Annotated in this window: 18 protein-coding genes; 3 read left to right on the top strand and 15 right to left on the bottom strand. The window is 70.6% G+C overall.

The window, feature by feature from the left end:
• Positions 1-31 precede the first annotated feature (31 nt).
• The 10 genes from ACFC0B_RS14975 to ACFC0B_RS14930 all read right to left on the bottom strand — a co-directional run bounded on the left by ACFC0B_RS14975 (position 32) and on the right by ACFC0B_RS14930 (position 9,665).
• Entirely contained in the window at positions 32-1,537 is a 1,506-nt protein-coding gene (locus ACFC0B_RS14975; protein ID WP_376086220.1) for a DNA sulfur modification protein DndB, read from the bottom strand.
• Positions 1,534-1,989, bottom strand: coding sequence for a hypothetical protein (locus ACFC0B_RS14970; protein WP_376086219.1), 456 nt, complete (start codon positions 1,987-1,989; stop codon positions 1,534-1,536). Before ACFC0B_RS14970 ends, ACFC0B_RS14975 begins: the two co-directional genes overlap by 4 nt.
• Positions 1,990-2,522: 533 nt before the next feature.
• On the bottom strand, positions 2,523-3,899 hold the full coding sequence (locus ACFC0B_RS14965) for a tyrosine-type recombinase/integrase (RefSeq protein WP_376086218.1): 1,377 nt from the start codon (positions 3,897-3,899) through the stop codon (positions 2,523-2,525).
• A complete protein-coding gene (locus ACFC0B_RS14960) occupies positions 3,899-4,087 on the bottom strand; it encodes a helix-turn-helix domain-containing protein (protein ID WP_350561785.1) in 189 nt (62 codons plus the stop codon). The genes ACFC0B_RS14965 and ACFC0B_RS14960 overlap by 1 nt, the downstream gene beginning before the upstream one ends.
• A 255-nt stretch (positions 4,088-4,342) precedes the next feature.
• Positions 4,343-6,325, bottom strand: a complete 1,983-nt coding sequence (locus ACFC0B_RS14955; RefSeq protein WP_376086217.1) for a DUF3987 domain-containing protein — start codon at positions 6,323-6,325, stop codon at positions 4,343-4,345.
• Between the two features lie 168 nt (positions 6,326-6,493).
• Positions 6,494-6,781 (bottom strand): hypothetical protein, encoded by a 288-nt coding sequence (locus ACFC0B_RS14950; RefSeq protein WP_376086216.1) that lies wholly within the window; start codon positions 6,779-6,781, stop codon positions 6,494-6,496.
• A 102-nt stretch (positions 6,782-6,883) separates the two neighbouring features.
• Positions 6,884-7,210, bottom strand: a complete 327-nt coding sequence (locus tag ACFC0B_RS14945) for a hypothetical protein (RefSeq protein WP_376086215.1) — start codon at positions 7,208-7,210, stop codon at positions 6,884-6,886.
• Between the two features lie 262 nt (positions 7,211-7,472).
• Complete coding sequence (locus ACFC0B_RS14940; protein WP_376086214.1) at positions 7,473-8,405, bottom strand: hypothetical protein; 933 nt, start codon at positions 8,403-8,405, stop codon at positions 7,473-7,475.
• A gap of 3 nt (positions 8,406-8,408) precedes the next feature.
• On the bottom strand, positions 8,409-8,816 hold the full coding sequence (locus tag ACFC0B_RS14935; RefSeq protein WP_376086213.1) for a hypothetical protein: 408 nt from the start codon (positions 8,814-8,816) through the stop codon (positions 8,409-8,411).
• A 15-nt stretch (positions 8,817-8,831) separates the two neighbouring features.
• A complete protein-coding gene (locus tag ACFC0B_RS14930; protein ID WP_376086212.1) occupies positions 8,832-9,665 on the bottom strand; it encodes a hypothetical protein in 834 nt (277 codons plus the stop codon).
• 69 nt (positions 9,666-9,734) lie between these two features.
• Here ACFC0B_RS14930 and ACFC0B_RS14925 point away from each other — a divergent pair, with 69 nt between their 5' ends.
• Entirely contained in the window at positions 9,735-9,878 is a 144-nt protein-coding gene (locus ACFC0B_RS14925) for a hypothetical protein (protein WP_376086211.1), read from the top strand.
• A gap of 239 nt (positions 9,879-10,117) precedes the next feature.
• Here ACFC0B_RS14925 and ACFC0B_RS14920 read toward each other — a convergent pair whose 3' ends face one another.
• The 5 genes from ACFC0B_RS14920 to ACFC0B_RS14900 form a co-directional block, all read right to left on the bottom strand.
• On the bottom strand, positions 10,118-10,297 hold the full coding sequence (locus tag ACFC0B_RS14920) for a hypothetical protein (RefSeq protein WP_376086210.1): 180 nt from the start codon (positions 10,295-10,297) through the stop codon (positions 10,118-10,120).
• A 1-nt stretch (position 10,298) separates the two neighbouring features.
• Positions 10,299-10,535 (bottom strand): hypothetical protein, encoded by a 237-nt coding sequence (locus ACFC0B_RS14915; protein ID WP_350561805.1) that lies wholly within the window; start codon positions 10,533-10,535, stop codon positions 10,299-10,301.
• Positions 10,532-10,774 (bottom strand): hypothetical protein, encoded by a 243-nt coding sequence (locus ACFC0B_RS14910; protein ID WP_376086209.1) that lies wholly within the window; start codon positions 10,772-10,774, stop codon positions 10,532-10,534. Before ACFC0B_RS14910 ends, ACFC0B_RS14915 begins: the two co-directional genes overlap by 4 nt.
• On the bottom strand, positions 10,771-11,793 hold the full coding sequence (locus ACFC0B_RS14905) for a DUF2637 domain-containing protein (RefSeq protein ID WP_376086208.1): 1,023 nt from the start codon (positions 11,791-11,793) through the stop codon (positions 10,771-10,773). The genes ACFC0B_RS14910 and ACFC0B_RS14905 overlap by 4 nt, the downstream gene beginning before the upstream one ends.
• Positions 11,794-11,884: 91 nt before the next feature.
• Positions 11,885-12,163 (bottom strand): hypothetical protein, encoded by a 279-nt coding sequence (locus ACFC0B_RS14900; protein WP_376086207.1) that lies wholly within the window; start codon positions 12,161-12,163, stop codon positions 11,885-11,887.
• A 427-nt stretch (positions 12,164-12,590) separates the two neighbouring features.
• Between ACFC0B_RS14900 and ACFC0B_RS14895 the strand changes: the two genes are divergently transcribed.
• Both ACFC0B_RS14895 and ACFC0B_RS14890 read left to right on the top strand, forming a co-directional pair.
• Positions 12,591-13,439 (top strand): GntR family transcriptional regulator, encoded by an 849-nt coding sequence (locus ACFC0B_RS14895; protein ID WP_376086206.1) that lies wholly within the window; start codon positions 12,591-12,593, stop codon positions 13,437-13,439.
• The gene (locus tag ACFC0B_RS14890; protein ID WP_376086205.1) at positions 13,436-14,122 is read left to right on the top strand and encodes an HAD family hydrolase; all 687 of its coding nucleotides are present in this window, start codon (positions 13,436-13,438) and stop codon (positions 14,120-14,122) included. Before ACFC0B_RS14895 ends, ACFC0B_RS14890 begins: the two co-directional genes overlap by 4 nt.
• Positions 14,123-14,185 lie beyond the last annotated feature (63 nt).

The following is a 14,185-nucleotide window of genomic DNA, read 5'->3' as shown; positions in this document are numbered from 1 at the left end:
ACGATGCGACAAGCCTCACAGCAAGGCAGTGCTAGTCGATGGGCTCGGATTCGCCACTAGTAAGTTCGGTCCAGGTATCGGAGAGGATCTTGTTCTCGACCTGGCTGATGTGCGCTGGCGTGTTGGAGGCTGCCGCCGCGACGACGGTCTCCCCAGTGCTCTTCAGTTTCACTGTCTTCTTGGTGCCGTCCTTCTCATGCAGGCAACCTGTGATCCGAATCCAGTGTCGGCGGTCGCGCCGCCAGTCGATGGCGGCCAGGCGCTGCTTGAAATCATCAATGGACACCGCTGGAACAGGCGCCGACTGTTCCGCAATGATCTCGGTGAATCTCTTCACCAGTTGGTCAGTTGTGTCGTCTCCGGTTACAGTCTCCTTCTGCATGGCGTCCATGATCGGGCCGAGCTTGTCGCGGCGAACCTGGTTGTAGGCCAAGGCGAGGGCCTTCAGCGTGAATGCCCACCCGTGCACGTAGAGCCGTCGATAGGTATCGGCCTTCTTGGAGTCGTTCCAGGCATCGCCGAACTGGCCTTCCAGAATTTGCAGGAATTCGCGGCAATATGGCAGTACGGCCTCGATATGGTGGTGCTTGATGTGCTCACGCTTGCGGTTGCCGTGAGACACGACGTTGAGCAGGATCTGCTCGAGTGTTGACGCATCGACGATATTCTGAACCGCTGTGAGTGTGGCTCCCGTGCTGCGACCATCAGCGACCCGGTTCTCGAAAATAGTGCCCTTTACGGACTGGTTGCGCAGCTTGGCCAGGGCGGACGAAGTGTCGAAGGTTGCCACCAAGTTGGTGTTCTTCTTAGTCCCGCGCCCATTGCGATCCGCGAAGCTCTGGGCGGCCGCGTCGACGCCAACCTTCAGTTCCACCTCAAGCGTCACGAAGAAGGTGTCGAGTGCACCACTTTGGAGGGCGAGACGGTTCTGCGCTGCGTCAAACAAGGCGGCGGTCTGAGTCTGCCCGTCGGCCTGCATGATGGGCCGCTTGGGTAGGTAGATCTCGCCGTATATGGCCGCCGGGTTCGCTTCATCGAACGCGACGAAAATGGGCTGAGGATCCTCCTCGAATTCCTCAACTGACTGCCAACCGGTGACGGTTGGAAGGTATGCAATCCGTTCGCCCCGGACAGCCTCCAAGATGTACCGGCAGAAGTCGCCACGGTTGCTGGCCTTCGCGCCCTTGAAGTCACTCTGCGTCTTGAGGTGGGCTGCTTTCATGCCGTTGGCTTCGTGATCGACAGCGCGTGGCGGATCGGAGGGATTGTACCTCACAAGGTCCGCGAACTGCCGCAGGGTGGGGTGAACTGTGACGCAGATGCGATATCCTTCCGCCGCACCTTTCAGGCACAAGGTGCCACGGATAGCATGCCGCTTCTCGCTCTCATGTTGAAATCGGTAGCGATGTTGCTCGAAGTTTTCTCGCGCCTCCGCATCGGAACTGACACGGAGTATGCGCAAGCCCCCATATCTCGCGTCCTCGGCGATTTCTTCGGTGTTGATCAGCTTCTGTTGGCTGATGAATGGTGTACTCATGGCGTCTCCTGCTTATAGGGCTTAGCGCCCGTTGGGTCGAGCAGTCCGGACTGCCGGGGAATCGCCGGAAACGTTCTGGGTTCTGCTAGGGGTGGAATACCGCCTGCGTAGGCAAGAATGGGCGGCATAGTGACTAGCTCGATCGAAAGGTTCAGCCTCTCGACGGTGTAGGCAATCTCAGATTGAAAGCTGAACGCCGCGATGACGCCGCGAATCACGCATTCGCTACCGGCGGCCTCCTCGGCCCGGCGAGCCATGGCTACATAGACCAGGATCTGTCCAAGGGCCTCGTAGCTCGCATTGATCTTGAACTCCCATAGGCGAGTGACGTTGCTCCGATCGATCGTGCGCATGTCTGCGCGCACGGCTGTGCCGTCGTAGCTGTTCTCCCGGGCGATGAGCAGCTCGCCCGGCCGGTGCTGGGCCAGTTCCGAAGCGTAGTAGTCGCGCACTTTGCACTCACGTTCATGCGGCATTACTCGATCTCGCGTCATTGCGCCCAACTCTCGCCCCTGTCAAGATCTGCCTCCGAGAGGCTATCTGATACCTCGCCAGATGGCAAACACATCTCAGAGATAAGAAGCCTTGGCGCTGAGACGGCAGTGCGCGAGCCGGATACTTGCCAGCGGTTGACGTGATGTGTTGCGCCTACTGCTCCACTCTCCGCAGGCGTCGCAGGCCTCCGTTCCGTCCTAAGGCGCTCAGGCTTATCGGGGGATTGAGGTTGTCGGCGCAGGCCGCGACTGAGGGCATGCAGTGGCCTCGTGCTGGTGAGGCACGCGGTTGTGTCGGCCGGAGGTGCTTCTGCGGCGTGTGTCAGTGTTGGTCGGCTGGCTAGGACCAGTCGGCAGCGGGGTGTACCTGCACGGTTCGGCAGATCCTCGAATGGTTCAAGAGGGAGTCCCGTGCCAAGCAGGGAGCAATGAATGGCGTCTGATCTGCGATGATGCAGATCAGACGCCATTGAGTGCCCACACGAACCCGGTCAGCCGGGCCGGCGCTGGAGGCGTTCGGCGATCAGCCAGTTGGCGTGGTCCTCGTCACCGTGGATGCACTTCGCGTAGACGCGGAGGAGGACGGCGATGCTGTGCCCGGCGCGCCGCGCGCACTCGGCGGGCGCCACCCCGGAGGCCAGCCATAGGGAGATCCCGGCGTGGCGACCGTCGTAGGGACGCTTCGCGAGCGGGGTGGCCTGCTCGTCCGGGCTCAGCACCTCGGCCCGGGCGGCGGCCCAAACCACTCCGTAGCCGCTCTCCTGCACCATGCCGTCGTGGAAGGTTCGGAACAGCCGGCCGTCCGGCGCCGTGCCGTACGCCTCGATGTGCTCCCGGAGCAGCTGCACGAGTTCCGGCGGGATCGGGACCGGTCGGGTGGCCTTCTCGGCGCGGTGCTTCAGGCCCCGGGGGTCGTGCGAGGCGCCGGTGTCGGTCCAGGCCGACCCCACCCGGGGGCTGTTGCCGTTGAGGTTGAGCTTTCCCCACCCCTCCGAGGGGAGCACGCACCGGTCCTTGCGGAGGTGGACGACCTCTCCGGGGCGCATGCCCGCGTAGTAGATGCACCCGAAGAACGCCACCAGCCGCGGCCCGCGTCGTCTCTGCCGCCCGACCGCCTCCAGCATCGCGGCGGCCTGCTCCGGGCTCATCACGTACTCGGGGCCGACCTCCTCCTCGACCTGCGGCGGCTGCCACTGGACCTGCGGCAGCGGATTGGCGGTCAGCAGCCCGTCCTCGACGGCTCGGCCGATGACGTGGTGAAGGATCCGGCGCTTGCGCAGGATCGTGGACGCGGCGGCCTTCGTGCCGTCCAGCTTCACGGACAGGGCGGCCAGCAGCTTCCGGACCACCTTCGGGTCCTCCAGCTCGGAGACGTCCACCGAGTGCCGCGCGACCCATGCGAGCGCCCTGGCGACGTCGGTCGGCGGCTCCTCCGTCCACCGGTTCACGTTGAAGGCCCAGCCGTAAAGCGCCCGCCGGACGACCCGCTTGTCCGGCATCCCGACCTTGCTGCTGACCAGCTCGAACGTCACGCTGGCCAGTGCGTCGGCCCACGTCGTCCGCGTCTTCGCCGGCGCCCCGTCCCACCGGGCCTCCACGTAGTTCCGGCCGTGCTGGTACCAGCTGACGGCGTTCTCCTCCTGCTGGCGCTTCCGCAGCTCGGCCAGCGGCAGACCCGTCTCGACGTCGAACGGCTGGTGCGAGGCGACGGCGACCAGCAACTCGGCCTTCCGGCCGTCGGCCTGGGTCTTCGTCAGGTACGACTCGGAGAACTCCCGGCCGTCCACCGTCCACCGCACCATCCACGGCGTCCGCCGGTCCGGCCGGTGACGGTGCTCCCAGAACTTCACCTTGTACGAGGTGGGCATCAGGCGGCGACCTCCTGCTCGGCCCACCACGCGTCGAGGGCGCTGCGGCGGACGCGGATCTGGTTGTTGGGGAGCTTCATGAGCTTCGGGCCCTTCCCGCGGGCGACCATGCGGTAGAAGGCGGAGCGGGACATCTCCAGCTCTTCGAGCACCTCGGCGAGCTTGAGCTTCGGGTCCTGCGTGGGCATGGCGGCGACTCCATCGGCGAGTGCGAATGGTGGTTGCGGAGTGTTGCGGGCCCTCTCGCGGACGGGCGCGGAGGGCGGAGAGCGTCAGGGATGTCAGGGGAAACCGCTGACCTGCGACTTTGGATCCGGGCAGGGCGTCAGGGGTTGTCAGGGCTGTCAGGGGATCTCGGTTATCCATGACAGCCCTGACGTTCCCTGACGGGCCGTCCAGAAGTGTTTCTGCTGGTCAGGGCTTTGTCCTGACACTCCTGACGGTCACGTGATCGTTTCCGTGTCCGTGGGGGTGCTCACGGCCGGGTGGACGCGGTAGGTGACGGCCTGCGGGCGGCCGCGCTGACCGCCGGCCGGGGGCTGGTCGGTGCGGAGCCAGCCATGCTGTTCGAGCAGCTGCAGGGCGGGCTCGACGTCCGCAACCTTCTTGTACCGGCGGCTGCTGGCGACGGCGTCATGGGCCTTGATGTGGGTGCGGTGGGTGCCGTCCCGCTTCGGCCGCTGGAGCCACTGGAGGAGGGCGTGGGCGTCCTCGGCGGCGGGGTCGGCGGCGATGAGGTCGAAGACGGCGAGGGTGTGGGCGGTGTAGTACTCGGCGATCTCGGCGGCCCGCTCGACGGTGGCGGCCTCGACGGGGGCGCGCCAGTCGGCGGCCGCGCGGTCGGCGAGGTGGAGCAGGACGGCGATGCGGGCGATGTGGCCGACCAGCTTGCCGGCCCAGTCCTTGATGTGGGCGAGCGGTTCGTCCGGGCGGAGCTGGACCTCGAACTTCTCCTGGAGCTTCTCGACGGCGAGGTCGGCGGCCTCGGTCATTGTGACGGTGACCGGCTCGTCCAGGGGGACGAGCTCGCGCAGGAGGGTGGTGAGGCGCAGGTCGTAGGCGGCGGCGACCTGTTCCGGGACGGGGGTGGTGCGGATCTTGCGGTAGCCGAGGTTGGAGGGCGGCAGGGAGTAGAGGAAGCGGGCGAGCAGGCCCCGGTCCCGGGCACCGGGGGCGGCGCCGAGCTCCTGGAGCACGGCGGGCTGCGGGGTGACGCCGATCGTCAGCGCGGGCTTGTCGACGGTGGGCTGCTCGCGGGTGATCCGGTCGGCCTGCAGCCGCTCACCCTTGTGAGCCTGCAGGAACACGCCCAGGTTGGGCTTGCTGCTGTAGCGGCCGACGATGCTGTCGAACAGGTCGCCCTCGGGGGAGAGCGCGGCCAGGCAGCGGTGCACGCCGAGCTGGTGGGTGACCGTCTCCGGGGTGATGTCTCCGGACAGCGTCAGCCGCGGGCTGGGCGGGACCACGATCTCGTCGGCGAGCATCCGGGCGCCGGCGATCTCGGCGACCAGGTGGGCGCGGTCGAGGTCGGGGTTCTTGCGGGCCTTGGCCATGAGCGCGTCGACCTCGGCGAGCGCGGTCTCCTTGGCGGTCTCGGCCTCGATGATCCGGGCCCGGGCGTCGGCGCGCAGCTCGTCCTCGACCCGGTAGACCGGTGCGGTCATGAACGCGAAGACGTCGGACTTGCGGCTGGCCGGCGGCATCGCGCACACCAGGTAGAGGTTGGACTGCTCGTGCCAGCCGGGCCGGATCTCCACCCCGACCCGCCCACCGGCGGCCGTCGAGAGCGCGGCGAGGGCCATGGTGGCGGCCATGTCGGGCGGGGTCTGGGTGAACTCGGCCACCGCCTCGACGTACCCGCCCACCCACTTCGGCAAGGCGTGAACGGGGAAGGTCGGCAGCGTCCCGTGGGGGCCAAGCGGGACGGGGTCGAGCCAGCTCTCGCCGGTGGCGAGGTCGGCGAGCGCGGCCAGGGCGGCGGCGCGCACGTCGTCCAGGTCGGCCTGGCCGTCGCCGGCCATGTGGGCCAGGCGGCTGGTGGCGGTGTTGATCCGGCGCCGCTCGGCGGCCGCGCGCACGATCTCGGCGTAGTAGTCGCCGTTCGCCGCGGTGGGGGTGGCCTCGATGCAGGTGTGCAGGTAGCCGGGCCCACCGATGCGGCTGAGGTCGCCCTGCGCGCGCAGGACGCCGGTCAGCAGCAGCGGGTCCACTGGCCGCTCACCGCCGGCCATGCGGGTGATGGCGCGCCAGATCGTCTCGTGCGCGGGGTGGTAGAACGCGCCGGGATCGCCGAGCTGGGCGGCGAGCGCGGGGATCTGGGCGGGGTCGAGGAGGGCGGCGCCGATGACGGCCTGCTCGGCGGCCTTGACCTCGGAGGGTTCGGGCCGGAACGGGATCACGTTCGGGTGCGCGGACTCAGCGCTCAAGATGGGCTCCTTTCGTACGGAGCAGGGCGGCCCGCACCCGGGCGGTGCCGGACGCGGGCTGTGAAAGGGAGGGAGGTCAGAAGAGGGAGTTCGGCCCGGCGGCCTGCCGGGCGGCGAGGACGGCCTGCCACAGGCCGCCGCTGTCGCCGAGCGGCGGGGTCCGCTCGTTCACTGCCTGTCCCGGTCGGGCAGGTGGTGGTGGTCGAGCCAGGCGAACGCGGAGGTGGTGCGGGAGCGTTCGCGGACCTCGGTGTCCGCGCCGGGGACGCTGCCGGGCAGGACATGCGCGTCGGTGAGGCTGGCGTGCAGGCGGATGCCGTGGGGCACGCAGGTCTTGGTGGAGGTGCCGTGGCGATCGAGAACGGTCACGGCGTCGCGCGGGCCCTCGCAGGGGCCGGCGTCGCCGAGCAGGGTGGCTTCGCAGACGGGCTGCGGGCCGGGGGCGTTTCCGGGCATGCTGGTCCTCTGGTCTCTACGAGGGGATCGGAACGCCCCGCACCAGCCGTCTCTCTGCCAAGGTCGGCGGCTGGTGCGGGGTTGGTGTTGCACGGGGCTGGGTCAGTCCTGCTCGGTCTCGCAGGTGCCGTCGCAGTCGTAGTAGCCGCAGCCGCCGCACTCGGGGCAGCGGTCGTACGCGACGGTGACGACGTCGCACGCGTCGTCGTCCCAAGCCTCGTCCTCGTAGCCGCCGCCGGATCCGTGGCAGCCCTCGCACATCTCGGTGTGACCGGGCTGCGGTCCGGCGACCCGCTCCTCCTCGGCGTGGCGCTGTTCGTCGGCGACGTCGAGGGCGATCTCGAACGCCTTGTCCTCGGCGCGGGTCGGCCTGTCGACGTCTCCCTCGTCGGCGTAGGCGTCGTACGGGTCGTCGTGCTCGGCGGCCATGCGGCCTTCCTTTCAGACGGCGGCGCGGCGCGGAAGGTGCTGGCGGCGCGCTCCGTTGGCCCCTTCCCGGGGCGGTGTGGTCGGGGGTGTGGTCGAGCTGTGGTCGGGGATGTAGTCGCGTGGTTTTCGCAGGTCAGAGCGCGAGTGTGGTCGAGCCGGAGGGGGTTTGGGCGGGGCGGGGGAGCGGGGTCGCGGAAGGGGCCGAGGAGGCCGCCGGCAGCCCCCTGTCCGGAGAGCCGGACGGGGGCTGTGGGGCGGTGCTTCAGGCGGCCTCGGCGGGGGTGTGGTCGGGGACCGCGTGGGCGGGCAGGCGCGGGGGGTGTCCGAGGTGGGCCGTCAGGCCCGCCGCGGTGAGGCCCGGGGAGATCGCTTCGCCGACCCGCACGCGCTTCTCGACGGGGAGGCCGGCGGCCCTCACGGCGGCCCCGAAATCGCGGGTGCTGGCGCCGGGGTAGCGGCCGTGCCGCTGGAGGCTGGCGAGCACCTCGGAGAGGAGCACCTTCCCGGCCCCACCGTCGCCCTGCACGCGCAGGGCGACCATGTGCTCGATGGTGGCCGCCAGTTCGGCAGGGGCGAGGGCCGGGGAGACGACCGGCTCGGTCTGTTCCTGGCCGTCGTCGGCGTTGTCGGCGGCCGGGGCGTCGACGTCCTCCCCGGTGCTGGCTGTGTGGGTCTTCACGGGGGAGGGGGCGTGGAGGAGGGCGGCGATCCACCAGCCGCCGAGCAGCAGACCTATGCCGGGTTCGATCAGGGGGCGGGCGAGGGACCAGACCAGGGGCCCGCCGACGATCAGCAGCAGGGCGGCCGCGCCGGCGGTGTCCCCGAACTTGCTGCGGGCGGCTTTGCGGTCGGCCTTGGCGCGCTCCAGGGCGACCTGGCGGGCCGTGACCTCCGCTGCCTCCTGGGACTGGATCATCGCGGCGCGCTTGGCCGCGTCGGGCTCGCCCGCGATCTTCTTGGCGAACGCGGCCTCGGCGGCCTCGGTGGCCAGGGCGGCGATCTGGTCCTGCTTGGCCTGGAGCGCGGCGGCCTCGGCGCGACGCTCGCGCTGGGGGGCCGTGAGCCGACGGATCAGGACCGGGGTGCCGGTCATGAGGCCGGTGACGGGCCAGGCCAGGGTGGCGACGATACGCAGTCGGTGGCCGGCGGTCGCGCGCTCGGTCGGGAACAACTTCTCCGGGATCAGCTTCTCCATGGCTCAGGCCACGACCGAGGTGAGGAGGCTGCTGAGGAACGAACCGGGGATGGCCCACAGGCCCCCGGCGTAGACGAACAGGGAGGGGCTGATGGCGCCGAGGAGGGCGTCCTTCCACGCGCGGGGCGCGAGCCCGAACACCGCGATCGTGGCGATGGCGGCGGTGGCGCCGGGCTTCCACTCCCCGATGGCCGGGTTGCCCTGGAACGCGTCGTTCAACTGTTGGCCGATGGTGGGCAGTTGCTGGAACGCGGCGCCGGCGTTGGCCGCGAGCAGCCCGATGCCGTAGGACCAGTAGGGGACGTTGTCCGGCTTGACGTCGATCTTGTTCTTCCCGCGGATGCCGACGTAGAGGTAGAAGGTCGCGACGGTGGCGGCGCCGCCGCTGCCCAGGGCGATGAGGCTGCTCATGGCGGGTGTGCTCCTTCAGCGGTAGAGGGGGAGGGCGGCGATGGCGGGGCCCAGGCCCAGGGCGACGGCGAGGCCGGAGGCGACCGGGACGCGCAGGACGACCAGGAGCGCGAGGGGTCCGGGGCCGCGGACCTCGGAGACCCGCAGGCGGCCCCCGTCGCGGGCGAGCAGGTCCAGGCCCCAGCCGAAGGCGGCCAGCAGCAGGCCGACGAGCGGCCCGCCCGGGCTGATCAGCGGCACCAGGCCGGTGACGTAGCCGCCGGTCGCGCTGAGCGCGGTGAGGGTGCACCAGCGGCGGAAGCGCCGGGTGCGGTCGGACGGGGCCTTGGCGCGGGCGGTGCGGCGGCGCCGGCGGCGGGCCCGGGTGGCGGCCTCGCGCCGGTCGGCGAGCTGCTGGCGGCGGTGGCGGCGGGTGCGCTGCTCGGGGGTCTCCCCCCGGGCGGCCAGGACGGCGTCCTCCCTGGCGCGGGCCCGCTGCCGGTCCAGCTCCTGTTCGGCCTGGCGGCGGGCGGCGCGCTCCTCCGGGGTCTCTCCAATCCGGTCGGCGAGCAGGTCGACCAGGCCGACGAGGTCGTCCCGGCGGTGGTCGGGGGTGAGGATCTGCTCGACGCGGTGGCGCTCGGCGCGCTGCTCGGGGGTTTCGCCGGCGGCGGCGTACTGGGCGTCGCGCACCGCTCGCTGGGAGTTGATCAGGGCCTCGTACTGGACCTGCTCGCGGGCGTGGCGCTGGGCCTCGGTCTCGGTGAGGAGCTGGCCGACCTGCTGGCCGACCTGCGAGGCGATGTGCGGGACCTGCTCGGTGAGGATCCGCCCGACGGGCGCCCAGAACGCGGCCGCGGCGGCCTCCATGGACGGCCGGGCGCCCTGCCCTGGGCGGCGCCGAGCGGGACGGGGGTGTGCACGGGGGTGGGGCCGTCCTTGCGCCACCACTCCGGGGCGTTGACCGGCTCGGCGCCCGGGCCGGACGGCCCCGGGGACGGGACGGTCGGCGGCACCGAGGGCATCGGCGGCACGGCGGGCCGCGGCGGAACCGGCGGGGCCGGCGGCGTGGGGGTGGTGTAGGCGGCGAGCCTCTGCAGGATGTCCGAGAGGTCGTCGTCCCAGTCACCGTTCGGCGGAGGGGTGGTCACCGGTTCCACCCCCCACGGCGGGCCAGCAGACGGATGCAGTAGTAGGTGAGCGCCGCGTCCCCGCTGAGCAGGAGCAGGCAGATCAGGTTGCCGATCACGTACGTATCTCCAGGTCAGGAGAAGCGCGCACCCCGCACAACGGAGAGTGTGCGGGGTGCGCGCCTCGGGCGGTCAGCGGCGGCCGAGCTGGTTGTTGCTATGGCTGGTGCGCGGGGCGTTCAGCGGGCGGCCGTTGGCGCGGGCCTCGTCGTAGTCGTCGCCGGTCCAGGTCCGGCCGTCGGCGTCGACGTGGTCCGGGGTGTCGGTGCGCGTGCTGGGCCGGGACTCGGTGCGGCGGGAAAGGAGGGCCATCTCAGCGGCCCCCGATCCGGCCGACGAGGACGAACGGCTCGCCGTCGACCACGCACATCGCGGTGAACTCGGCGGGGCCGGCGCCGCCGTTGCGGGCGTCGGAGACCACCAGGCGCGAGCACCACGGCTCGCGGATCAGGCCGCTGACCACGTCCAGCGGCACGGGGTCGGCGACCCGGTAGGCCACGCCGTCACGGCGGACGGTGCCGACCAGCGGCAGGGAAGTGATCGCCTTCACTTCACACCGCCGGCCTTGCCGCCCGGCATGCCGGAGTCGACCTGCAGGCTGCGGAAGCGGCGGCGCTGCTCGTCCTCCCAGGCGGCCTTCTCGGTGAGGAAGGCGTGATGGATCGGGTCGCCGATCGGGCAGGGCCGCCCGTCCTGGCACGGCGCGCAGGTGGCGGTGTGCTCCGTGGCCGCCTGGAAGGCGGCCATGTAGGTGATGAACTGCGGGTCGGCCGTGGGCTCGACGGTCACGATGCCTGCTCCTCAGCGGTCGTGGTGGGGACGGCGTGCAGGGCGGGCCGGGCGACGGGGTGTTCCTTGTAGCGGGCGGCGATCCAGCCGACGGACCAGCCGGTCAGCTCCACCGCCTGGCGCTGCGGCAGCCCGGCCTCGATGGCGGCCTTGACCACCTCGCGGGCACGCTCCTCCGGCAGGCGCTCCTCGGCGGGACCGGCGGCCAGCAGCTCGGCGCGGGCGCGCTCGGCGGCCTCCCGCTCGCGTCGTTCGGCCTCGGCCCGGGCGGCGTGCTCACGATCGCTCGCTTCGCGCTCACGGCGCTCACGCTCACGCCGTTCGTGCTCACGACGCTCGCGCTCGGCCCGCTCGGCGGCCTCCCGCCGGGCCTTCTCCTCGCGCTCCGCCGCCTCGCGGCGTGCGGTCTCCGCGCGCTGCTCGCGGGCCATGCCCGCCTCGTGCTCACGCTGCTCGCGGGCCACGCTCGCGTCGTGCTCACGGCGCTCACGCTCGGCTTTCGCCGCGGACTCGAAGCGCTCGATCCGGTCGGCGCGCTCCTCCTGTCGCCGGGCCTCGGCCCGCTGTTCGCGCTGTTCGCGCTCGGCCCGCTCAGCGGCCTCTCGGGCGGCCAGCGCGGCGCCGATCGCCCGCCGATAGGCGAGGGACGTCTCAGCGGTGACGATCAGCAGCAGCGGCGCGACCGAGTGGACCGCGACCCCGACCCCGTCCCGGTCCAGGGCACTCAGACCGATGTTGAGCAGCACCGTCATGAGGCCGGTCATCCAGCGCAGGACCACCGGCCAGCGCCCGCCGTCGCCGTTCAGGCGGGCGAGCGTGGCGTCCATTCGCACGACGATGACCACCGCCGCGTCGACGACGATCGGCAGGATCGGCGCCGTCCACTGCCAGCCCTTCGGGGTGTGGCCAGCCATGAGCGGGGTCACCGTGAGCACGCTGTAGAGGACCGCGCCGAACGTGATCGCCCACGTCCCGACGCTCAGCGCCCGCTCGGCCGAACGGATCTGAACGGGACTCATCGCCGCCTTCATCGCGACCTCCGAACCGGGCGCCGTGAGCGGCCGGTGAGCGCGCTCACGGCAACCGTGAGCGCGGTGAACTCGTTGGCGTTCACGCCGCCACCCGGTCGGTGCTCGCGGTGCGGCGGATGACCGCCGGGCGCCGCAACGGCACCGGCGCCCACCGCAGCAGGCGCTCGGCGAAGGCGGCCAGCTCCGGGTCCTCCCGGCGCAGGTCCGCCAGCATCGCGTGCGCCGCGTCCAGCCGGGCCGCGCGCTCGAACTCGTCCTCGCCGGGCACCCCGGCGAACAGCTGCTCGTCCACGCCGAGCGCCAACTCGGCGAACTCGTCGTCGTCCGCGGCCGTCTGGCCCGCGATAATCAGCCTCATGGGCCTACCTCTTCTCTGGGGTGTGGGCCCGTGAGGGGTCGCCGCGCTCCGGCCAAGGAAGGCGCGGCGGCCCCGTTCTCACAGGCCCGGCCAACGTTGATCAACAGCACTGGCCGCCCCGGTTGCCCAGGACAGCCAGCAGGTCTGCGCCCTTGAGGCGGGCGCGGCCTTTTTGATCTAGGTCTCCGATCTGACAAGGCGCCGGGATGCCTCGACCCGATCTGTCCCGGGCCCCTTCGCCCTGGGCACGGCGGTAGGCCGGCCATTCACGGGCGCATTCGTACAGGTCAGAGCAGCCCAAAGAAGGCCCCTCTGTGTCACCCCCGGTCTCACTCGGTGCGACACTCACAACATAGAGAACCTGCCTAGGCAGGTCAAGAGAGTTGGGTTTCTCGCGCCTGTTGGGCACCTGCCCTAGCATTGGTCCATGGCCTTGGACCCGGACGACTCGCGCCCCCCGTATCAGCAGGTCGGCAGCTCTCTGCGGGCCTCGATCCTCACCAAGAAGCCGGGCTTCGAGACCGGCGACAAGCTCCCCTCAGGCCCCGAGCTGGCGAAGCACTTCGGCGTGGCGCGCGGCACGGTGGACAAGGCGCTCGACCTGCTCCGCACCGAGGGGCTGATCGTGACGCGGCAGGGGAGCGGCTCCTTCGTCCGGGAGCGGACGTCCCGGCCGGTCGGGCTGCGGCCTCACCTCGAAGCGGCCTTCGAGCAGCAGCAGGTGACCCTCGACTTCGCTGGCTTCTCCAGCGAGACGCTGCACAACGCGCTCCAGGAGCCGCTGGACAAGGTCCGCTCCGGCCGGCTGGCGCCGGAGTCCATCACCATCCGGTTGCTGCTGCCGGACACCACGGCGCCCATGGCCGTGCCGGTGCTCGTCGACGGCCTCCAGGACGAGGCCGCCCTCCGGCAGCGCGCCCGCAACATCGCCCTGACGAACGCCGGCGGGATCGCACACTCGGTGGAGATGCTGGCCGAGCTGGGCCTCGTCCAGAAGGCGAGCGTCCAGGTCAAGGTCCACCGGGCGTCAAGCCTGTTCAAGCTGTACATCCTGAACCGGCAGGAGGCGTTCTTCGGCTTCTACCCGCTCCGCGAGCGCACCGTGGCGATCGACGACACCGACCACACCTTCTACGACGTCACCGGCAAGGACACCACCCTGTTCCACCACGCCGCCGGTCCGGACGACGCCTCGCTCGGATCGCAGTACGTCCAGCAGGCCCAGATGTGGTTCGACAGCGTGTGGAGCACGATCGCGTACGAGCGGCAGCCATGATCGCCACCCCTCAGCAACTCGCCGACGTGCTGCGGCCGGTGAAGCACGTGCTCCTCGACTTCGACGGCCCGGTGTGCTCGGTCTTCGCCGGCCTCCCCGCCCCGGAGGTCGCGCGCCGACTCCGTGAGGGCCTGCTCACCGCTGGCGAGCAGGCCCCGGCCGGCGCGGAAGAGGAGGCCGACCCACTCGCCCTGCTCCGCCTGGTTGCGGACGCCCGGCCTGATCTCACGGAGAGCACGGACGCCGTGCTAGCCGCGCTGGAGACCGAAGCTGTCCGGGTGGCCCGCCCGACCCCGGGCGGAGAATCGGTTTTGCAGGTTGCTGCACGCTCCGGTCGGTTGGTCTCCGTGGTCAGCAACAACGCAGGCGCGGCCATCGAGGCATACCTCACCGAGCACGGCCTCAGCGACTACGTGGCCGGCGTCTTCGGACGCGCCCCGGGCGACCCCTCCTCCATGAAGCCGAACCCGCGCCTCCTGATCGAAGCCATGGAAGCCGTAGGCGCTGGGCCGGAGCACTGCATCTTCATCGGCGATGCGGCCCGCGACGTCGAGGCCGGGGAGGCTGCCGGAGTTCTAACGATCGGCTACGCCAACAAGCCCGGGAAGGGCATCAGGCTGGCGGCAGCGGGTGCTGTAGTAATTGTTGACTCGATGCAGTGCATTGCGAGCGCCTTGGATTGAAGAGATTAGTATCTCCATTTCGACATTTCCCTGGGCAAGATCATGAAGGTGGCCGAAAGTATC

The sequence above is a fragment of the Kitasatospora sp. NPDC056184 genome (genome assembly GCF_042268405.1).
GTDB lineage: Bacteria > Actinomycetota > Actinomycetes > Streptomycetales > Streptomycetaceae > Kitasatospora.
This window is presented reverse-complemented; position numbering and strand designations above follow the sequence as displayed.